The following is a 19,436-nucleotide window of genomic DNA, read 5'->3' on the forward strand; positions in this document are numbered from 1 at the left end:
GGAACCCATCGATGCTCGCCCATCCGACACTCGATCTATTGAACGCGCTCGGGCTCTATGGCCTCGCCAAAGGGTTCAAGGAACTCGAGCACAAGGCCGAGGCCCGAGGCCTCGACCACGCCGAATGGCTCGGCCTGCTGCTCGAATACGAGCTGACGCTGCGTCGTCAGAAGCGCTTCGAGACGCGCTCCCGCGCCGCTCGCCTGCGCCATCCGGCCAGCGTCGAGGATGTGGATTATCAGAGCCCACGCGGGCTCGACCGGGCTCTGTTCCTGAAGCTCGCCGCCTGCGACTGGATCGCCGAACGGCGCAATCTGCTGATCACCGGGGCGAGCGGGCTCGGCAAGAGTTGGCTCGCCTGCGCGATCGGCCAGAAGGCCTGCCGGCAGGACATATCGGTGCTCTATTATCGCGTGCCGCGCCTCTTCACCGATCTCGCGGTCGCCCATGGCGACGGAAGCTACGGCCGGCTGCTGCGCAAGATCGCACGCGCGCGGCTGCTGATCCTCGACGATTGGGGGCCGGAGGCGCTCGTCGGCGACCAGGCGCGCGATCTGCTGGAGATCGTCGAGGATCGCTACGACGCCGGCTCCCTCGTCATCACCAGCCAGGTTCCGGTCGATCGTTGGCACGAGATGATCGGCATACCGACGATCGCCGACGCCATCCTCGACCGCGTCATCCATAACGCCTACCGGCTCGAGCTCTCCGGCGACAGCCTCCGCAAGCGCCGCTCGGCGCCCGCAAAACTCGAACAGGCTTGACCGCGTCCACGACGCGAAACATCATCCAAATCGATCTGCGCACGCACGACGCCGGTGGCCGACATCAAATCGGAACGCCGGCCGGCTTCGGATCGGAACAGGTGGCCGGCTTCATATTGGAATGCACGGCCGGCTTCGTCGGAATACGCAGCCAGCCGATCGTGCGAGCGCTCGCCGAGCGCGGCGCCGGTCTTCGCGCCGACCTCCAGCTCCATCAGCCGCTCGGCGGCGAAACCGATCATCTCGCGCAGGAAATCGGCGTCGGGGGACTTTTCCAGAAGCGCCCGCAGGCTCATCGGTCATCGGTCATCGGTGGGTTCCTCGGTTGCGTTGAGATTCGCAAACCGACCCTAACCGGAGAATCGCCGGTGGCCACCGCAAGCCGCTCGCTCGCTACGGCACTATGAAAAGCGCGCTTCGCGAGCGGCTTGCTCCCGAACTGCTACACCACCGGTGGGGGCACGACCGTCCCAAACAATCTTCGTCGTAAACCAAACCAGAGTCGTCCCGCTTCAGCGGAGCCGGCTGGGTTTGCTCTATCACACTTGACGTTCGCGCCAGCAATGCATCGATGCCGTCGAATTCTCCTGTGCGGATCGTCTCGTCGTCCTCATCATCCAGTTCCCCATCCGCCGCTTCGCCCATGGCGCGCGAACCAATGGTTGGCTCGCACGCCGCGTCGTGCGGTCCCGCTGCGCCACGCAGCCTGGCGAGGCCATCGGTCGTCAACGCCCACTCCGGTTCGCGATCGACTATGCGACGGCGCGTGAGCAGCACAGTACAGGCGCGCACGAGTTCGTGCGTCGGCGTGCGCACGTCCATTCCCGCGTCATGAAGCGCCGGGTCTTCGATCTGCACGAATTCGCCCGCGCGTCACAAGGCGGCGCAGGCGTCGTGGAAATGCGCGCGGAGAACGAACGCTTCGGCGACCGGACTGGAGCGAAGCCGCTCGTCGAAACGCGCGAGGGCGTCCGACGCGCTTTCGAAGGGCGCTTGCAGAAGCTCGAATGAAACCGAGCCGGGAAGATTTAATCCCATTTTAATTCCGTGTGAATCAAGACATTTAGCAAGTTATCTCGAATTTTACTTGAGTGATAGACGATACTTTTTTCTCTTTCACCGACCGGATCGAAATGCGTCGTCGGGGCAGCCGAAAGCAAGCCTCGGAACGGCTCCGACGGCGATCTTTGGCCCGCAAATCGACGAAGAGGGCTGCTTTTTGGGCCTTTTTCCTGCTCGCTCCTTTGTGGCGGCGCCGAACCTCGGCCATCGGATGCGCATCCAAACGACCGATTTGTAATGTCTTCCAATTCTGCAACATATGTTGCAGATTCTAGGTGTTTCGTGATATCAACCGGACAAATGCAACTGACGCCCGCGATCCAGGCCAAAAACCTCAGGGAACTCGTTCTCGCCGTCGCTCGCGACCGTGGGATTGCTCGTTCGCGGGATTTCGAAGCAGCAGGAATCCCGCGCATCTACCTTCAACGCCTCCGAGACGAGGGACTGCTCACGCAACCCGGACGGGGACTCTACGCACTCGCCAACAGCCAATTCAGCGCACACCATAGTCTCGCCGAGGCCGCCAAATCCGTTCCTTCCGGGGTCATCGGACTGCTGTCGGCCCTCCAGTATCATGAACTGACGACCCAGCTTCCGTCCCAGGTCTGGATGCTCCTGCCCTCAAAGGCATGGGCGCCGAGGCGACCGCCGGTCACACTGAAGATTCTTCGCGCCAGCGGTGAGGCGCTGAAAGCCGGAGTCGAGCAGCAGCTTGTCGATCGGGTGGTCGTCCCCATTACATCGCCAGCGAAAACAGTGGCCGACTGTTTCAAGTATCGCGGCAAAATCGGCCTCGACGTGGCTATCGAGGCGCTACGGGACTGCCTGACGAAAAAGCGGGCCATGCGCGACGAAATCTGGCGTTATGCCGCCATCGATCGCGTCCAGAATGTCATGCGACCCTATCTGGCGGCGCTTTCGTGACACGAGAGCCGCTCAAAAATCTCCGGGCCTCGTTACGAGACCGCCTGACCAAGCGTGCGCGGGCCGCCGGTGAGAATGTTCAGCTGATCCTCACCCACTACGCGATCGAAAAGCTCCTGTATCGGTTGAGCGTTTCGGAGCATCGAGAACGGTTCATCCTGATAGGCCCTATCCCCTTCAGCCTGTGGGGGCTGACGCCTTATCGCGCGACCGGCGACATCGATCTTCTCGGCGCCGGCAACCCAGAGCGCCGCGGAACAACGCCGCCGATCGAAATTCCATTCGGACTTTCAGAGACCTTCGCCGCGGATCCGGTGCAGCAAACGCAGTGGCAAGCCTTCCTTCCGCGCACCGAGGTCGCGATGGCGCGGGGGCCGCTGAACCAAATTATCCCGTCGATCGCCGCATTTCTGATGCCGGTCTTTCTGGCCGCCGCTGACGGACAGACCAGTCTTGGAAAATGGCCAGTCGGCGGGCCTTGGGGAGATTGACCCATGCCCCTGATCGGCTACGCCCGCGTCTCGACCGAGGATCAGGTCACGGACGCGCAGACCGATGTGCTGAAGGCCGCCGGCTGCGTCGAGATTTTTCGCGAGCACATGTCGGGCGCCAAGGCCTCGCGGCCGGAACTGGCCAAGGCGCTGGCGCGGGTGCGCCGCGGCGACGTGCTGGTCGTCGCGCGGCTCGACCGTTTGGCCCGCTCGCTGTCGCATCTCCTCGCCGTGATCGCCGAGCTCGACGCCAAGGGCGCGCATTTCAAATCGCTCGCCGATCCCATCGACACGACGACGCCGCAGGGCCGTTTCGCCTTGCAGGTTCTCGGCGCCGTGGCGGAATTGGAACGCGCCCTGATCCAAGAGCGCACCAAAGACGGCTTGCGCGCCGCCAAAAAGCGCGGCCGCATCGGCGGCAATCCAAAACTGCGGGCTGGCGACCGCGACGCCATCCAGCGCATCGTCGACGCCAAGGCGGCGAATTATTTCGAGCGCGTCAATCGAACGGCCGAACATTGGCTACCGGTCGTCCGGCAAATGCGCCCGGATCACCGCTGGCAGGATGTCGTGCGCGTGCTCAACGCCAAGCGCGATGGCGTCAGCGGCGCTCCCCTGCCCCAATGGACCGTCGAGCGCCTGAAGCGCGCAGTCAAATGTTTCGTCGCCGAGGGTTTGATCGAGCCCCGCCTCCTCCATCAAGCCGCCAGCCGAAAGGTCAGCAGCGAGCGCCTGGTAACGCTCGTCGCCGGGATTAAACGGGCCAATCCGGATCTGACGCTCGCGCAAATCGGCGCGCAGCTCGAGGCCATGTATGAGCGCACGCCGCGCGGCGGAACGCGCTGGGCGCCCTCCTCCGTCAAAAGCCTGCTCGATCGCGCCGAAAAGCTCCGATTGCTCGACGCCGAAACGCTGTGAGCGAGCGGACCGCCGAGGCTCGTCCGGAAACACACCTCGCGTCACCCCGTTCTCTTGCGCTCTCGCGCCGCCTTCGCGGCCTTGCCGCGCAACAGGGCCATCAGCACGGGCCCGAGCGAGAACTCCCCCGCCCTCGCCTTTTCAGTCAGAACGCGGAGATAACCGCCGGCGCTTTTGATTTCCTCGCCGCGCTGCAGGATCGCGGCGATGACGATCGCGGCGTCATGCTCGCCCAAGACGTCCAAGGCCTGCGACCAGGCGTCTGGCGACACGCCGAGCGCCGAGCGCACCGTCGCCGCCGCCGCCGCCAAGTCTCTCCAGGATGAAATCTCGCCACTCGGGCCGTAATCGACGATGTCTGGACAGGCCTCCAGCACCATTCCGAGCGGATAGGCTCGATGCGCTGGCTTGGGATCGGCAGTCAGAGCGCGATCGGCGGAAACTTTCGACTCTTGCTCGATCGGTTCCCTGCCCTGTTCGAGATTTGGCTGGGGCGGACCGGCCCTGCCTTCTTGAAGGCTAGGTTCAAGATCAGAATAGTTTGTGGTTTGATTCTGTATGTGACGCTCAATATGAGACTCATTGCCGCTCATATTTTGAGCTTTTATGTGCGTTTCCAGCGTCTTGTGGATTTCGGCCGCCTGCGCGGCGAGTTCGCCAGCCAAAGCCTCCAGATCGGCACGCGAAAGCCCCCGCCCGTAGCGCGCCGAGAGCGTCGCGTAATGTTGGTGCGCGTCGTCCCAGTCGCCCGAAACGCCCTCCCCCAATCCTGTCTCGATCATCTTGACGATATCTCGCCGGGTGAGGGTGATCTTTTCGCGCAGCAGCGCGATCGCACGGTTTTCGGCCCGCACCTCCTCGGCGAGGTTCTCGATTTCGCTCGAACGCGCGACGAGCGGCGCGAGGTCGAAGCCGAAAGCGTCCTCTATGGCTCCCCCCTGCCCTTTTCGGGCGAAGCGTTTGCCGTTCGGAGAGTCACGGCGGATTATCAGGCCGGCGTCGACCAGGCAGGCGAGATGCCGCCGCAACGTCGCCGGAGCCATGCCATGCGCGCGGATCGAGAGTTCCTTATTCGAGGGAAACACGACGATGCCGCCGCTGGCGGAACCCGCTTCGGCAGACGTCGAATGTTTCTCCGGCAAAGAGAGCGCTGTCTCCTGGTGAAAGCTCAGCAGCGCGTGCAATACGGATAGCGCTCGGTCGGTGACGCCGAGCGGCTCTTTGGCTTCGGTGAGCGCGCGAAACAATCGCCATTTGTGGACGACGGTTTCGGATGCGCCCGGCTTGGCGGCGAAATTTTCGGTCGCGGTCTGGCTCGCCACCATGGCGAGCGACAGCTGCCGCCGCCCGAAGGGCGTCGTTGGACGTGTCTGCATGATCCTTTGCCTCGCTCAGGCAAAAGAAATCCGCTCGCCGAAACGACGTCAGTCTCTCACGAGACGCTTGACAGTGATTCGCGGAAGTGAGAATCTCGGCTTGCTACAGAACGAGAAGGGCTTCCGGGACTTGGTTTCGGGGGCCTTTTTCTTTTGCGTCTAGGTTGCTTCCTCTAAATTGCGCTCAAATTGGCCTTACTCCATCGGGCATTTCTCGAGCATGGGGCCGCTTTCAGGCCTCCTCTTCTCTCGCGAGAAATCGTTCCACGATGTGTGGAATTTCTCCTCTCAAAAATTCTGAGAACGCCTCAGAGTGTTCGCGAGCAAGGCTAAATCTGATGTCTCCACCTTTGAACGTCGCCTTGCCGATGGCCCTCCCAGACTTTGCGAGTAATTGAACATCCCGTCCTTGTTCGGCTGACGATGCCTTCAATGCTCCAAGCACGATTCGGAATCGGTCGTCAGATCGAGTCCCCAAGACCTTGTCAGCTGCCAAGGTTTTTTCGATTTTGGCCAAACCGCTCGGATCCGCTGTCAAAGCTGCCGCAAGCTCGACCCACCTAGGTCGTCCTACTTTTGGAGCTCGGCCGATCGCCTCAAGAATCCCTTCCGGGATAGCCCGACAAACAGAGCGGAACCGCGCAAGCTCAGGGTCGTCAATACCCAGGGCAGCTCGAATATCCCTAGCCTTGATCCCAGCGGCATCCATGCGCCAAGCGAAAAGAGCTCGTTCAATCCACGTCAAATCCTGTCGCGCCGCATTCTCGATTCCCTGCGCGACAACAAGTTCGCTGTCCGAATAGTCCACGATCATGCATTTGAGGGGACGGCCGAGTTCTTTGGCTGCCCGCCACCGCCTATGCCCATAGACAACCTGATAGCGCCCGGGGGAACCGGGGTGGCGCCGGACTTGAATGGGGATCTTCTGACCCTCATCCTCGATTTGTCTTTTGAACGTTTCAAAGTCCTCCTCAGAGTCGTCTGGGAGCCGGTCTGGAAATGGCGAAGGTTCGATTAGATCAGGATCGACCTCTAGTCCGCTGCCACTCTCAAGTTGAGCGCGTAGCCGGTCCCGTTCCTCCCTAATGTCGGTGAGGGTTCTTTGGGTCGCGCCTATAACACCCGCACCCACACGCGCTACGGTCCTGCCGCCGACGCTGGACTCCTCGGTGCTGCCTGCAGATGATCCTGGCTGATCGCTTAAGAGGGAGCCGAAATTTGCGATGATAGATTTTCGTGGTTCGCGCTTGGTCATGCCGCTCGTCCCCAGCTCTCCGTGATCAGCCCAAGGATCCGCTCATTCACCGCGTCGATCGATTCGCGCGCTCGGTGAAATGTATCTCGTCTTATCTGCCCTGGCTCCAGTTCATAGAGGCTGCGCTTCGCTAGTCCCGCAGCCTCGACCGCTGTGCTTTCAATCGCTGTCGGAACAAGCACGTCGCTGCCAAAGAGATGCCGAAGCATCGTCACAACTTCTGTTTGCGGTAGATCATTTGGATTATGACGCGTGATCAAGTAACGGAAAAAATCCTGGCGAAGGGTCGCGCCTGCGTCGCGAATAACGATCGCAAGATCCCCCATCATCAGAAGGAACTGGCTCATGGACGCGACGTCCAACATCGCGGGATGGACCGTTACGATCATCCCCGTCGCTGCATAAATCGCTCCCAGAGTTAAAAAGCCTAGCGATGGCGGCGTATCCAGGATCACGACGTCGTAATCGTCTTCAACTTCCGCGATCGCAGAGCGAAGACGCTCAAAAAATACTGTGCCAAAGTTGCCCGTTTTCTCTGCTAGCACCCGAGGCGTGTCATGCTCATATTCCATGACCTCGATGTTGCCAGGAACCAGATCAATACCGGAAAAGTAGGTCTTTCGAGCGATTTCGCGTAGGGGTCGACGTCGCTCGTCGTAACGTAGCGCTGCATAGACCGTTTCGTTTTCGCCAACATCTACTTCGGGCTGGGCACCGAACATTGCAGATAAAGAGGCCTGCGGATCGAGATCAATTGCAAGGACCCTGTAGCCTTGGAGCGCCAAGTAATGAGCGAGGTGCACACTGGTTGTGGTCTTTGCACTCCCTCCTTTAAAATTCGCGATAGCCAAAATTTGAAGGTGATCGCCGATACGGCGGCGGGGTAGAAACCGCAAAGCGTCCGCAGGCTTTTGGTGCGCGAATAGCTGCCGCAGCTCATTGATCTGAGCGAGAGTATAGGCACGATGGTTGTTATCGAGACGGGCGGGCGCGGGGCCCTTTCCCTCAATCGACATCGTTCGCAAAGTGGATTCAGGGATCGATGTGAGTTTGGATACCTCATTCGTCATGAAGTACCGGAGGCCTTTTTCTGCACTAGGTGGGTACATGCGTTCGCGCACATCTTGAAGATGTGTAGATAAAATCTCGGCGTGATGCACAATCTTGTCGACTGCGTCTTCGCCGGCTACGCTGGCCGAGGTCAAAGCTGTCATCAACGTTCCAGCATTCCTGTGACGGTCAGAGGGCGCTTTGACGCCCCTAGAGCGTCAGACATAGCCACGATTCTCCAAACACGTCCAGCGATTTTGAGTTAACGGAATGCTAATCGACGCCCCGCCGATGAGAACATGGAGTTTTGCCCGTAACTTAGTCCCGAACGAACCCTATCTATCCAAGGGGACACAGAACGCCCACAGCCCGCAGATTAATCCGCGACGACCTCGATGATTCCCGATGTCGAAAGGGGAGGGGAGGGGAGGGGAGGGGAGGGGAAGCGCCGGTCCAGAAGTCGGGCGGCCGAAAATATCATCCATCACGCGATGACGCGGGGTGAGGATCCTGACGCCCTTATTCGTGCCGAGGTCGACGACGCCTCTCCTTCGAAATCCATCGCCGTCACCGCCCACGAGACGCGCCCAGCCCGCTGAAATATCGTACGCTTCAACCGTAGTCTCACGGGTGTTTACGGTTCAGCTCAGCCGCGTGCGACCGCCGAACTTTCGACGCGCGGCAATTCGGAATGATGCCACCTAGCGCATTTCACCCAGGTCATAATGGACCGACTGGACATACGGGCGTGATTATTGAATAATCCACCCCATCACACTCAGAACCCATGGCTCGAAAAGTGGCGCAGCGACCCGCCGTCCCCGACATCATCGACGGCAAAGCCGTTCAGAGCCTCGTCGAGGCGCATGCCGTTCGCGGTGCGACCGTCCTCGGCCAGAAGGGCGGATGGGCCGTCCTTGTACGCTACGGCATCCTCGAGCGCGCCATCGCCGCCCAGCGCGCTCGCAAACCCCGCCTCTGGCGTAACCTCGCCACGGCGGCAGCCTTTGTGCGTGACGAGCTCGGCGTCGTGCGTTTCGAGGTGGACGCGCAAGCCTATGAACCAGACCCCGGCGCACGCCGACGCCCCGACCAGGCCGAACGGTTACGCAAGCAGCGCGAGGCGGCGGAGCACGACATGTGGTTTCGTACCGAGGTGCAGAACACTCTCGACAGGATCGACGCCGGCAAGATCGGACTCCTAGACGAAGACTCATGGGCGAAACGGGCGGCCGAAAAACGCGCCGAGATTGCGCGTCGGGCCGCCGAACACAACGGTTAGCGCGTGCGCCTGTTTCGCCGCGACAGCTACGGTGAAGACCTAGACCGTATCGTCGAGCACATCGCGAAGGACAAGCCGAGAGCCGCGCTCGCGATGTGGGATGAAATCGAGTCTCAAGTCGAACGCTTACGAAAGTTTCCGAATTCCGGGCGGCCCGGCCGCCTGAGCGGCACACGCGAGCTGCTCGTACCACGCACGCCATTTATCGTCGTCTATCGCGTCGCCGAGACACACGTAGAGCTGGTCCGCGTACTGCACGGCGCGCAACAGTGGCCGAAGTCATGAAATGGTTCGAACGTCTATCAACGGTTGGCCCTTGAGCCGATGAGCCAACGGGCGAGTCGGCGGATAGCCCGACAGTCTCATCCCCTGAGACGAGCCATCTCCGCCTGAGTTAGCCCGGCATACTTGCGAAGCTCGCGCAGATCTACAGGAGCGCAAACAACCGACGAACCAGCGCCCTTTACGTGCGCCAGCGCTTCGCCTCCGGATTTCAGGGCCGCCGCTCACGGCCTGCCGCCTCAGTGTAAAGTCGACCTCTTCGCAAGCCCCGCTGAATCTGAAGCCCGGGCGCGCTTGCAAGCAAGAACCACGGCATGGATCGACTTCTCGGCGGTGAGCGTCATCTCTCGCATTCGATCGAGGGTCTCGGCAAAATCCTTCTCATTCGCCGCCTTCGTAGGATCTCCCGTCACCTCTTCGATGGCCACGAACATCGCCCGGAGCGTGGAGAGCACGGTCATCGCGTCAACGGCCCGTTCCGACAGATCCAATTCCTCGGCGCCCCCGAACAGCCCCTCCGCGAATCCATCCAGCTCCTGCCGTCGCATGGTCGCCAGCGACATGATTTCCTCTCTATTCGCCCGTGACTGCACTCGCTTCAGCCGGAACGGATCGCTACGTTCCTGATGCCTCGTCAATCGGTTCCACAGACCCATGACGAGCGCGCCGATGAGTTCGTTCGCTTCGTCGATCGAGTCGAACGGAGGCAGTTCACCACCCCACAGGCTCTTCACGGTCTCGATTGGCGACCTCGAGGAAGGGCTGGCGATGTTGCCGAGGAGCCGCGCACGGACTTCGTGGAATGGCACGGGACACTGGTAACGATCGAGCAACGCCAGCACTTGGGCGTCGGTCGCCGTGGGCGAATTGGGCCGTTTTGCCACGTCGTTCCTCTGAGCGGGATGGTGTCGCGCCGAATGACGATAGCGTGGGAAGACATGTGCGTCCATCGCAGGTCGGCGAACGCGTTTTTATGACCGTTTGAAAGCGCATCCGAAGGCCGAAGTTCGCCGCCGCCGCCTAGGGGCGAGCAGGAGAAAGGCCCGAAAAACAGCCTTTTTCGTCGATTTGCCGGCCGAAAGCTCGCCTCCAGAGCCGTTCCGAGGCTTGCTTTCGGCGGCCCGCGGCGACGCATTTCGATCCGGTCGGCGAAAGAGAAAAATCATCTTCTATCACTCAAGCTAAAATCGATTTAGATTGATGATTGTCTTGTTTCGCGCGGAATTGAAATGGGTTTAGATCTTCCCGGATCTGTTTCATTCGAGCGCCTGCAGGCGCCCTTCGAGAGCGCGTCGGACGGCCTCGCACGTTTTGACGAGCGTCTTCGCTCCAGTCCCGTCGCCGAAGCGTTCGTTCTTCGTGCGCATTTCCACGACGCCTGCGCCGCCTTGTGGCGCGCGGGCGAATTCGTGCAGATCGAAGACCTGGTGCTTCATGATGCCGGAACGGACGTGCGCACGCCGACGCACGAACTCGTGCGGGCCCACGCCGTTCTTCTCACGCGCCGTCGCATAGCTGCTCGCGAACCGGCATGGGCGTTGACGACCGACGGACTCGCCGATTTGCGCGGTGCTTGGAGACCGCAGGGCGCGGTGTGCGAGCCAACCACCGGTTCGCGCGCCATGGGCGAAGACGCGGCGGATGGGGAGTTGGATGATGAGGACGGCGAGACGATCCGTACAGGAGAATTCGACGAAATCGATGAATTGCTGGCGCGAACGTCACGTGCCATCGAGCGAACCGAGCCGGCATCGCTGAAGCGAGACGACTCTGGTTTGGTTTACGACGAAGATTGGGACGAGGAGGCCCGCGTCGCGGAGTGGCGCGATCGACTCGGCCGAACTCAGAACCTTCCGCCCTTGATGGCCGCAAGCGTCGCGCTCGACGCTTGGGAAGAGATCGAGCCGTTACAGCGCAGCGCTTGGCTCGGTCCCTTGCTCGCCGCAGCCTTGCTACGTTCCCGGGGAAAGACCCGGCACTATCTCACCGCGCTGCATTCGGGATTTCGACAGGCCAAATATCGCCGCGTTGGGCGGGATGATTTTGAATCGCGATTGGTCGCGTTCGCGTGTGCAATCGAGACGATGGCGAAGGCGGACTCGAAGGAACTCGACAGATTGACGCTCGCGCGCGAGCTCCTGCTCAGAAAGTGTAAAGACCGAAGAGCGAATTCGAGGATGCCGCAACTCGTCGATTTGTGTCTTGCTTCGCCGGTCGTCACCGTCCCTTTTGCCGCCAAGGAACTCCGGGTCTCTCAACAAGCCGCCACCACGATGATCGGCGAACTCTCGTCGAACCTTCGCGAGTTGACCGGACGTGGGCGATACAGGGCGTGGGCTGTCATCTGATGGATGGAACGCGTCAGTCGTTGGCGCCGATAGCGAGATCTTGCTGGCTGAGGCCGGCGACGGCGCGTTGCGCTCAAATGTTGTTCGGCGTGGGTGCTCGACGCCGATCGGCGCCATAAGTCATTGCAATTTCGTGCCTGCCAGGGGTCACACGATCGCGCCGATTCACAGCGCCGACCGGAAATCTTGGGCCGCCCCGACGAGGCCGGCGTCGCGCGTGCTTTACACGACATGCTGACCGTGTCGAAGCTCGATCTCGCCTCCAGGGAGGCGGCCTACGTCGGGGAGTGACCCGCCGCGCGCCCCGACGACGCCGACCGGCCAACGCGTTCGATCTTCAGCGGCAGGCCACCCTTGGGGCGCAGCGTGACGTTGGGCGCGACGTCGGCGCGGAATCCCGGAACGGTCGTGAAACGGAGCTCCCGCACGAGCGTCGCGAGAATAGTCGTGATCTCGAGCATCGCGAAGCTCATACCGATGCAGACGCGCGGCCCGCCGCCAAACGGCAGATAGACGAAGCGATGCCGCGCCTTCGCCTTCTCCGGCGCGAAACGGTCCGGATCGAAGGCGGTGGGCTCCTCCCACAGCCGTTCGTTGCGATGCAGCGACCAGATCGCGACGAAGACCGAGGACTTCTTCGAGATCGGATAGGGGCCGATTTGCGTGTCCTCCTTTGCCTGGCGTGTTAGGCCGGGCGCCGGCGGAAAGAGCCGGAGGGCCTCCTGCACGACCTGCTGCGTGAAGACGAGCTTGTCGACGTCGTCCGGCCCGATTTCGTGGGCTCCGGCGACGTCGGCGACCTCCTGGCGCAAGCGCTCCTGCGTCGTCTGATCCTTCGCAATCAGCCACAAACTCCAGGCTAGCGCGATCGCCGCCGTCTCATGTCCGGCCGCGATGAAGGTGAAGAGGTTGGAGGCGAGCTCGCTGTCCGTCATGACGCGGCCCGTCTCGGGATCGCGCGCGGAGAGCAGTAGGGCGAGCACGTTCCGTCCCCCGGAACCCGCGGCGCGGCGCGCGGCGATGATCCGCGCGGCCTCCGAATTGAGATGCATGACGGCGGCGCGCATCCGGTAATAGCCCGGATGCGGGGCCCATCGCGGCAGGCCGAAAGCCGCGAAGAGCGCCTGCCAGGAAAAGCCTCCGAAGGCGTCGGTGAGCGCCGCGAGAAAGGCGTCACGGTCGAAAGCGACGGGATCCCCCAGCACCGCCTCGCAAATCACGTCGAACGTGGTGCGCGTCATCGCCTTGTGCACGTCGACGGCGTCGAGGGCTCCGGCCGTGCGCCACTCCAGCGCCCGGGCCGTCGCGCAGGCGGCGAAAATCGGCACGAACGCGAGCAGGTTCTCGTGGCGGAAGGCCGGCGCCGCCGCCCGCCTTTGCCACCGCCAATCCGTCCCTTCCGCAAGGAACAGGCTCGCCGGATCCATCAGCGCCGAGAAAGCTCGCGCACTGATGCGGGCGCGCGTGAACTGGTCGGCGCGCTCGACGAGTAGCTCCTGGATCAGCGCCGGATCAGTCAAGAACACGGTGGGCGGAGACGATTTCCACACGCCAGGAAGAGTCGAGAACCCTTCGCGATAGGACGCGGCCGGCCAGTTCTTGAGGTAATTGCTAACGGAATTCGCATAGCTCGGCCGCTCGGCCGGTTCGAATGGCGTGAAGTCGGGATCGTGGAACATCGTCGCCGCCTTTCCTGACGCTGTGCTGTCACATAGCATGGTTCACGCGGCGTCGGCCGCCGGGGAAACTCTCGTCGAACCTTCGCGAGTTGACCGGACGCGGGCGATATAGGGCGTGGGCTGTCATCTGAGGGATGGAGCGCATTAGTCGCTCGGGTTCTGATGGGGCAAGCTATGATTTCCTGGCAAAATTAGAAAATCGTGGTCAGTAAAATCAAAGACTGCGAGCCGCGTATCTGGCGTTTTCCGAAATTTGCGACATCAAAACCTCTCGGGGACCTCTCATCCAGCTTGACCGCATAGCAGTGATGACCCTGATCGGCGGATTGACCGCCCATTATCGGCAGGATCTTTTCGCGAATTGTGAAAAAAAATGGAATCACGCCGAGTCGGTCCACGCAACGGGTTTTTCAACAGAATCGACCCCAGTGCGGACGGCCCCACCTCGACCAGAACGCGACGGTCGAGGCCTTTTCCGGTTGACCTACGTCCCGCCCGGGGGAACAGATACCTCTTTAAGGCCGCGCTGGGTTTCGGCGGGCGGTCTGGCGGGGACCGATGCCACAAACTGAATCTTCGCTCCCGATGATCGTGGGAATTGGCGCTTCGGCCGGCGGGCTCGAGGCGCTCAAGACTCTGCTGCCCACCCTGCCGAGCGACAGCGGCTTTGTTTTTGTCATTGTCATGCACCTACAGGCTAGCCAACCGAGCCTGCTGGCCGAGATATTGCTGCCCTTTTCCTCGATGCCTGTCTCGCAGGTGGCCGAAGATTTGGAGGTCGAGCCGAACCACGTCTACGTCATCCCGCCGGGCTACAATCTTTCCGCGATCGACAGTCACCTGCGTCTCTCAAAAATCGAGGAGCGTCGTGAAGAGCGGGCGCCGATCGACCATTTCTTCGAAACCTTGGCCAAAGCTCAAGGCGACCGCTGCGTCGGCGTCATTCTGTCGGGAACCGGCGCGGACGGAAGCTTCGGCCTCAGGAGGATCAAGGAGCACGGCGGCCTCACGATCGTGCAGGACCCCAAGGAATCGCAGTTCGATTCCATGCCTCAAAACGCCATTGCGACCGGGATTGTCGATTTTGTGCTGCCGCTCGCGGACATGCAGTGGCGCATAGTGCGCTTCGCGACGACCCGGCCTCGCATTGAAATCGCGGAACCGCCGGAAGGGGCGCCCGCGCGCGATTATCAGCTCTTGCAGAGCGTTCTGGCGGAAGTTCGGACGCGGACCAATTTAGACTTTTCCAAATATAAGAGGTCAACCGTGCTGCGCCGCATTCGGCGGCGCATGCAGTTGAATCAAAAAGAGCTGCTGGAAGATTATCTGGATTTCTTACGTGGTGACGCGACCGAGGCGCAATTGCTGGCCGAGGAGTTCCTGATCACTGTCACGAGGTTCTTCCGCGACGCTGAGGTCTACGACTATCTCGAAAAGGAGATTGTTCCGCGATTGTTCGAGGGCAAGACCAGCTCGGAAGCGATCCGCGTCTGGTCGGTCGGATGCGCGACGGGCGAAGAAGCCTATAGCGTCGCCATGCTGATGCTCGAACAGGCTGGACGAGTGACGGATGCGCCGAAGATCGAGATCTTCGCCAGCGACCTGCATGAGCTCTCGCTGCGCCGGGCGCGAGAAGGAGAATATGCGGACTCGATCGAGGCTGAAGTCTCCCCGGAGCGCCTCGAACGGTTTTTCGTGCGAGAAGACACCAACTACCGCATCCGCAAGGACGTGCGCGAAATCGTGGTATTCGCAAATCATAATCTCCTTCGCGATCCCCCCTTTTCCCGCCTCGACCTGATCATCTGCCGCAATCTCCTGATCTACCTTCAGCGCGAATTGCAAAACGACGTCATCGACCTGTTTCATTATGCGCTCAACCCAGAGGGGTTGCTTCTGCTCGGCCCCTCCGAGTCGATCGATCGGACGGCCTTGTTCCAGCCCAAGAGCAAGCAGCACGGCGTCTTCGTGCGTCGCAACGTGCCCGCGCCGGAGCCCCGATTGCCGGTGTTTCCCCAGACGCTCGGCCGCGTCGGCCGCTTCGATGCCCCGAGCCTGCGTTTGGAGCCCACCCTCAGTTACGGCGCCCTGCACCAGAAAATGGTCGAGCGCTATGCGCCGCCGAGCCTGCTCGTCGATCAGGACTTCCGCATCGTTCACGCCTCTGAGCACGTCGGGCGATATTTGCAGGTTCCTGGAGGCGAACTCTCGGCCAGCGTCTTTCGCCTTGCGCGCGAGGAGCTGCGCGTCGAGCTGCGGGCGGCCTTGCACGCGGCGGCCCGGAATGGCGAGAGCATCCACTCCCGCCCTGTCGCGATCGAGCTGGACGGCAAACCGACGCAAGTCGTCATCCATGTGCGGCCGTCGAAAGACGCCGAGCTGGGTAGTCTGCATCTCGTGATCTTCGATGAATATGAGGCGTTCGACAGCGCGCCGTCCGTTCCTCTCGGGCCCGAGGCGGCCGAGGCGCGGGTGGAGCTGGACGCGACCAGGGAGCGTCTGCGCGCCGTCATCGAGCAATACGAGACCTCACAGGAGGAAATGCGGGCGGGCAATGAGGAGTTGCAGTCCATCAATGAGGAGCTGCGCTCCACGATGGAGGAGCTGGAGACCAGCAAGGAAGAGCTGCAGTCCATGAACGAGGAGCTGCAGACCGTCAATCAAGAGAATCGGCACAAAGTCGAGGAGCTGAGCCAACTCACCGGCGATCTTCAAAACCTGATGGCGGCGACGGAAATCGCCACGTTGTTTCTCGATCGAGAGCTACGAATCCTGCGAGTGACGCCGCGCGCGCGCGATTTGTTCAATGTCCGGGCCAGCGATAGCGGCCGCCCCATCACGGAACTACGCCACCGCGTCGGATACGGCCAGCTCCAAGAGGACGCGCTGTCCGTCCTCGAACGATTTGTGCCGATCCAGCGGGAAATCCAGAGCGAGAGCGGCGAGTGGTATCTGACGCGGATCGTTCCTTACCGGTCGTCTTCCGATCAGATTCAAGGCGTGGTGATCACGCTGGTGGAGATCACGCAGCTGAAGGACGCCGAGCTCACTGCTCGCAACAGCGAAGAGAAATTCCGCGCCCTCGTGGCCGCCTCCGCCCAGGCGGTCTGGTCCACAGACGCCGAGGGCAAAGTCGTCGAGGACTCGCCGAGCTGGCGCGAATTCACGGGACAAGCGCCGGAGCAAATGCGCGGAATGGGTTGGGTCGATGCGGTACACCCAGACGACCGCGACCAAGTCGCGACAAGCTGGCAAAATTGTATCTCGACACAAACGCCGCTCAACGCCGAGTTCCGCCTACGATATGCGAGCGGCGGCTGGCGCTGTGTGCATTCGCGAATCGTGCCCTTGCGCGACGGAGCCGGCAAGTTGTGCGGCTGGGTGGGCATGAGCGCCGACGTCACCGACCGAAAGGCCAAGGAGCTCGCGCAGCAGGAGGCGGAAGTGTTGCGTGGCGCGAGCCAGCGCAAAGACGAATTTTTGGCCATACTCGGTCACGAGCTTCGCAATCCGCTGGCGCCTTTGCGCAACACCATGGTGCTTTTCGCAAAGCTGCTTCCCGACAATTCCGAGCTTCGACGAATTCGTGAAATTGCAGAGCGGCAAGTTTTTCATTTGACCCGCCTCGTCGACGAACTGCTGGACGTGGCCAAGATAAGCTCCGGACAGATGGAGTTGACGAAAAAACGCGTCGAGCTGCGCGACATCGTCGACGCCGCGATCGCCAATGTCGATTTCACGATCAAGGAGCACCGCCACGAGCTCGAGGTCGAGCAGAGCTGCGCGGCGCTGGAGGTCGAGGGTGACGACGTCCGCCTCGTTCAGATCTTCTCGAACCTTCTCGATAACGCCGCCAAATACACCCATGAGAATGGCCGCATTCGCGTTTCCCTGAGTCGAGACGGTCACGACGGCCTCGTATCGATCAAGGACAATGGAATCGGCCTGTCTCCCGAATCCCTGACCCGCATCTTCGACGTCTTCTCGCGGGTCGAGCCGTCGGGTCGAAATCATATCGCCGGCTTGGGGCTCGGTCTCACGCTGGTGCGACGTCTCGCCGAGCTGCACGGCGGCGCTGTGAAGGCTCGCAGCGACGGTTTGGGAAAAGGCGCGGAATTCCTCGTGACGCTGCCTCTCGCCGAATCGGCTGGCGCGGTCATTGCGGTCGATGAGAGTCCTGAGAACGTCCCTACGGCAGGACGAACCATCCTGTTGGTCGATGACTATCGCGATGTGCTCGACAGCATGAAGATGCTGTTGGAAATGGAAGGTCACCGCGTTTCAATTGCGTGCGACGGGCGCAGCGCCCTGGAGAGCGCTGCCGAACAGGCGCCCGACATCGTGTTGCTGGACGTTGGCCTGCCGGATATGGATGGTTACGAACTGGCGCGACGGTTGCGTCGCCTCGAAGCGACATCAAAGTCTCTGCTGGTCGCTACGACGGGATTCGGCCAGTCGAAAGACTACGAGCGTTCCGCCGAGGCGGGCATCGATTACCATCTCGTGAAGCCTATCGATCTCGATTCTCTCAGGCAGATCATACGGAAATCACCGCTCCGCCGATGAGCGACAGAAGAAGGTTTCTCAGAAGCCGGTTCCAATATGATAGCTGAATAAATTCTGGAAATCTCATCCCGCTCGACGGCGCGGGTCCGCGCTTGGCGCGACCTCGCCGTTCACAAACGCAAACAAATGACCAGGAATTAAAAGGCCTCGTTCTGTCGAGACAACCGACCTTGCGTCGCTGGCGAGTTCGCCGTCTCCCACGACTGACCGCGCGCCGGCCTCGTTTCTTCCGCGCAGAGGGAGAGGGTCAATCTCAGGCGCTTGTTCACAGCTTGAACCCTGTCACCACGTCGGCCTCGGTGACCAAGGCCGCCCATTCTCGACGAGAATGGCGCGATAAATCGGGGTTACGGAAGCGATATCGAATTCGACGCGCAGGGAGAGTTCGTCTGCGTCGCGGCGGAGACGTATCGGATCGCGAGGAGCCGCGCATTTCTGACCGCCGTCCTCGAGCCCGTGGTCCGAGCGACGCGCTTCATCGAGGAGCTTTGCGCCCGAACCAACGCGCAGCATGGCCCTAGGTCCCGTTTCCACGGTCTCTTGCCGCCTTCCCTCAGTCATGAGGGCTATGGCGAGCCGAGTTACAGCTATTGGGACGACTTCTTCGCATTGGGCGCCTTTCGGGGCTGCGCCTTTCTCGCCGACGCGGCAGGCGAAAGAGAAATAGCGGCGCAGGCGCGAGCGAAGGCGAAGGAATTCGCCGAAGATCTCGCTCACTCGCTCCGCATGACCTCCGAACTCATGGGCAAGGGGATGATCGCGGGCTCGGCCGATCGCGAGGACGTTGATCCCACCTCGACCTCCATCGCCTTCGAGCCGTGCCGCGTGGAGGATGTTCTTCCGACCGAGCTGCTGGCGGCGACCTACGACCTTTGCGCCGCGCAAATAAAATCGCTCGGCGCTCCGGATTTTGCGGGGAGCTTCACGCCCTATGTCGTTCGCAATCTGAACGCCTTCGTGTCCCTCGGCCGGCTCGAGGACGCATTCGGTTTGCTCGAGCTGCTACTTTCCTGCCGGCGGCCCGAGAATTGGCGGCACTGGGCCGAAGTGGTCTGGAGCCCGCCTCGCGCGCCGCAATATATCGGTGACATGCCGCACACTTGGGTCGGGGCGGAGTTCGTCACTGCGATACGAGGAATGCTGCTGCGCGAAAACGGCGACGCCTTGGAGCTGTTCCGCGGCGCGCCGGACCATTGGTGGGACGGCGAGGGGATCACTCTTCGGGATCTGCCGACGGCCTTCGGCGTCGTCGATCTGCGGGCCTGCCGGACGAAATCCAGGGCGACGATCGAACTGGCCTCGGCCGGGCCGCCGCCCAAGCGCGTCACGATACGCTTCCCCGGGGCCAAGCGCGCATGTGCGGATGGACAATCCTGCATTATCGACGGCGATGTGATCTCCTCGGCGAATTTCAGCCGGATGGTCATCGATTATTGAAC

17 protein-coding genes and 1 pseudogene are annotated in these 19,436 nt (G+C 61.6%); 10 read left to right on the forward strand and 8 right to left on the reverse strand.

Features of this window, described 5'->3' with window-relative positions:
- The first annotated feature begins 11 nt into the window (after positions 1-11).
- A complete protein-coding gene (gene istB / locus K369_RS05330) occupies positions 12-764 on the forward strand; it encodes an IS21-like element helper ATPase IstB (RefSeq protein ID WP_036288768.1) in 753 nt (250 codons plus the stop codon).
- A gap of 104 nt (positions 765-868) precedes the next feature.
- On the opposite strand, the pseudogene K369_RS26185 reads toward istB, so the two are convergent.
- The 3 genes and pseudogenes from K369_RS26185 to K369_RS27575 form a co-directional block, all read right to left on the reverse strand.
- A pseudogene (locus tag K369_RS26185) lies at positions 869-1,060 on the reverse strand (IS256 family transposase); the annotation flags it as partial.
- A 97-nt stretch (positions 1,061-1,157) separates the two neighbouring features.
- Positions 1,158-1,622 carry a hypothetical protein gene (locus K369_RS27570; protein ID WP_245278107.1) on the reverse strand — a complete coding sequence of 155 codons (465 nt, stop codon included), beginning with the start codon at positions 1,620-1,622 and terminating at the stop codon, positions 1,158-1,160.
- A 15-nt stretch (positions 1,623-1,637) separates the two neighbouring features.
- Positions 1,638-1,802 (reverse strand): hypothetical protein, encoded by a 165-nt coding sequence (locus K369_RS27575; RefSeq protein ID WP_245278108.1) that lies wholly within the window; start codon positions 1,800-1,802, stop codon positions 1,638-1,640.
- A gap of 324 nt (positions 1,803-2,126) precedes the next feature.
- Here K369_RS27575 and K369_RS05345 point away from each other — a divergent pair, with 324 nt between their 5' ends.
- Genes K369_RS05345 through K369_RS05355 form a run of 3 tightly spaced genes read left to right on the forward strand, consistent with a single transcriptional unit; the run spans position 2,127 to position 4,159 of the window.
- The gene (locus K369_RS05345) at positions 2,127-2,750 is read left to right on the forward strand and encodes a type IV toxin-antitoxin system AbiEi family antitoxin domain-containing protein (protein ID WP_051949085.1); all 624 of its coding nucleotides are present in this window, start codon (positions 2,127-2,129) and stop codon (positions 2,748-2,750) included.
- On the forward strand, positions 2,747-3,241 hold the full coding sequence (locus K369_RS05350) for a nucleotidyl transferase AbiEii/AbiGii toxin family protein (protein WP_036288772.1): 495 nt from the start codon (positions 2,747-2,749) through the stop codon (positions 3,239-3,241). The genes K369_RS05345 and K369_RS05350 overlap by 4 nt, the downstream gene beginning before the upstream one ends.
- Positions 3,242-3,244: 3 nt before the next feature.
- A complete protein-coding gene (locus K369_RS05355; protein ID WP_036288774.1) occupies positions 3,245-4,159 on the forward strand; it encodes a recombinase family protein in 915 nt (304 codons plus the stop codon).
- Between the two features lie 41 nt (positions 4,160-4,200).
- Here the strand turns inward: K369_RS05355 and repC are convergent, their stop codons facing one another.
- The 3 genes from repC to repA form a co-directional block, all read right to left on the reverse strand.
- Positions 4,201-5,535 (reverse strand): plasmid replication protein RepC, encoded by a 1,335-nt coding sequence (gene repC / locus K369_RS05360; RefSeq protein ID WP_036288777.1) that lies wholly within the window; start codon positions 5,533-5,535, stop codon positions 4,201-4,203.
- 232 nt (positions 5,536-5,767) lie between these two features.
- Positions 5,768-6,790 (reverse strand): plasmid partitioning protein RepB, encoded by a 1,023-nt coding sequence (repB, locus tag K369_RS05365; RefSeq protein ID WP_036288779.1) that lies wholly within the window; start codon positions 6,788-6,790, stop codon positions 5,768-5,770.
- On the reverse strand, positions 6,787-8,004 hold the full coding sequence (gene repA / locus K369_RS05370; protein WP_036288781.1) for a plasmid partitioning protein RepA: 1,218 nt from the start codon (positions 8,002-8,004) through the stop codon (positions 6,787-6,789). Before repA ends, repB begins: the two co-directional genes overlap by 4 nt.
- A gap of 623 nt (positions 8,005-8,627) precedes the next feature.
- On the opposite strand from repA, the gene K369_RS05375 reads away from it, so the two are divergent.
- Together K369_RS05375 and K369_RS05380 are read left to right on the forward strand one after the other, a co-directional pair.
- A complete protein-coding gene (locus K369_RS05375; protein ID WP_036288784.1) occupies positions 8,628-9,122 on the forward strand; it encodes a hypothetical protein in 495 nt (164 codons plus the stop codon).
- A 3-nt stretch (positions 9,123-9,125) separates the two neighbouring features.
- The gene (locus tag K369_RS05380; protein ID WP_036288787.1) at positions 9,126-9,407 is read left to right on the forward strand and encodes a type II toxin-antitoxin system RelE/ParE family toxin; all 282 of its coding nucleotides are present in this window, start codon (positions 9,126-9,128) and stop codon (positions 9,405-9,407) included.
- Positions 9,408-9,643: 236 nt separating this feature from the next.
- Here K369_RS05380 and K369_RS05385 read toward each other — a convergent pair whose 3' ends face one another.
- Entirely contained in the window at positions 9,644-10,288 is a 645-nt protein-coding gene (locus K369_RS05385) for a hypothetical protein (protein WP_036288790.1), read from the reverse strand.
- A gap of 345 nt (positions 10,289-10,633) precedes the next feature.
- Here K369_RS05385 and K369_RS05390 point away from each other — a divergent pair, with 345 nt between their 5' ends.
- Complete coding sequence (locus K369_RS05390) at positions 10,634-11,752, forward strand: RHE_PE00001 family protein (protein WP_084570519.1); 1,119 nt, start codon at positions 10,634-10,636, stop codon at positions 11,750-11,752.
- A gap of 275 nt (positions 11,753-12,027) precedes the next feature.
- Here the strand turns inward: K369_RS05390 and K369_RS05395 are convergent, their stop codons facing one another.
- Positions 12,028-13,470 (reverse strand): cytochrome P450, encoded by a 1,443-nt coding sequence (locus tag K369_RS05395; protein WP_371033299.1) that lies wholly within the window; start codon positions 13,468-13,470, stop codon positions 12,028-12,030.
- Between K369_RS05395 and K369_RS28165 the strand changes: the two genes are divergently transcribed.
- The 3 genes from K369_RS28165 (at position 13,464) to K369_RS05415 (ending at position 19,434) form a co-directional block, all read left to right on the forward strand.
- Positions 13,464-13,562 carry a helix-turn-helix domain-containing protein gene (locus K369_RS28165; protein ID WP_371033301.1) on the forward strand — a complete coding sequence of 33 codons (99 nt, stop codon included), beginning with the start codon at positions 13,464-13,466 and terminating at the stop codon, positions 13,560-13,562. The genes K369_RS05395 and K369_RS28165 overlap by 7 nt on opposite strands.
- Positions 13,563-14,016: 454 nt before the next feature.
- Positions 14,017-17,997 carry a chemotaxis protein CheB gene (locus K369_RS05405; RefSeq protein ID WP_051949087.1) on the forward strand — a complete coding sequence of 1,327 codons (3,981 nt, stop codon included), beginning with the start codon at positions 14,017-14,019 and terminating at the stop codon, positions 17,995-17,997.
- Positions 17,998-18,537: 540 nt separating this feature from the next.
- A complete protein-coding gene (locus K369_RS05415; RefSeq protein WP_036288808.1) occupies positions 18,538-19,434 on the forward strand; it encodes a hypothetical protein in 897 nt (298 codons plus the stop codon).
- The last annotated feature ends 2 nt before the right edge of the window (positions 19,435-19,436 follow it).

This window comes from Methylosinus sp. PW1, assembly GCF_000745215.1.
In the GTDB taxonomy this organism is placed as follows: domain Bacteria; phylum Pseudomonadota; class Alphaproteobacteria; order Rhizobiales; family Beijerinckiaceae; genus Methylosinus.

What these genes read in the sequence shown, in the direction of transcription:
- istB (WP_036288768.1), top strand. Translation starts at nt 12, where the DNA reads ATGCTCGCCCATCCGACACTCGATCTATTGAACGCGCTCGGGCTCTAT.
- K369_RS27575 (WP_245278108.1), bottom strand. Translation starts at nt 1,802, where the DNA reads ATGGGATTAAATCTTCCCGGCTCGGTTTCATTCGAGCTTCTGCAAGCG.
- K369_RS05345 (WP_051949085.1), top strand. Translation starts at nt 2,127, where the DNA reads ATGCAACTGACGCCCGCGATCCAGGCCAAAAACCTCAGGGAACTCGTT.
- K369_RS05355 (WP_036288774.1), top strand. Translation starts at nt 3,245, where the DNA reads ATGCCCCTGATCGGCTACGCCCGCGTCTCGACCGAGGATCAGGTCACG.
- repC (WP_036288777.1), bottom strand. Translation starts at nt 5,535, where the DNA reads ATGCAGACACGTCCAACGACGCCCTTCGGGCGGCGGCAGCTGTCGCTC.
- repB (WP_036288779.1), bottom strand. Translation starts at nt 6,790, where the DNA reads ATGACCAAGCGCGAACCACGAAAATCTATCATCGCAAATTTCGGCTCC.
- repA (WP_036288781.1), bottom strand. Translation starts at nt 8,004, where the DNA reads ATGACAGCTTTGACCTCGGCCAGCGTAGCCGGCGAAGACGCAGTCGAC.
- K369_RS05375 (WP_036288784.1), top strand. Translation starts at nt 8,628, where the DNA reads ATGGCTCGAAAAGTGGCGCAGCGACCCGCCGTCCCCGACATCATCGAC.
- K369_RS05390 (WP_084570519.1), top strand. Translation starts at nt 10,634, where the DNA reads ATGGGTTTAGATCTTCCCGGATCTGTTTCATTCGAGCGCCTGCAGGCG.
- K369_RS05395 (WP_371033299.1), bottom strand. Translation starts at nt 13,470, where the DNA reads ATGCTATGTGACAGCACAGCGTCAGGAAAGGCGGCGACGATGTTCCAC.
- K369_RS05405 (WP_051949087.1), top strand. Translation starts at nt 14,017, where the DNA reads ATGATCGTGGGAATTGGCGCTTCGGCCGGCGGGCTCGAGGCGCTCAAG.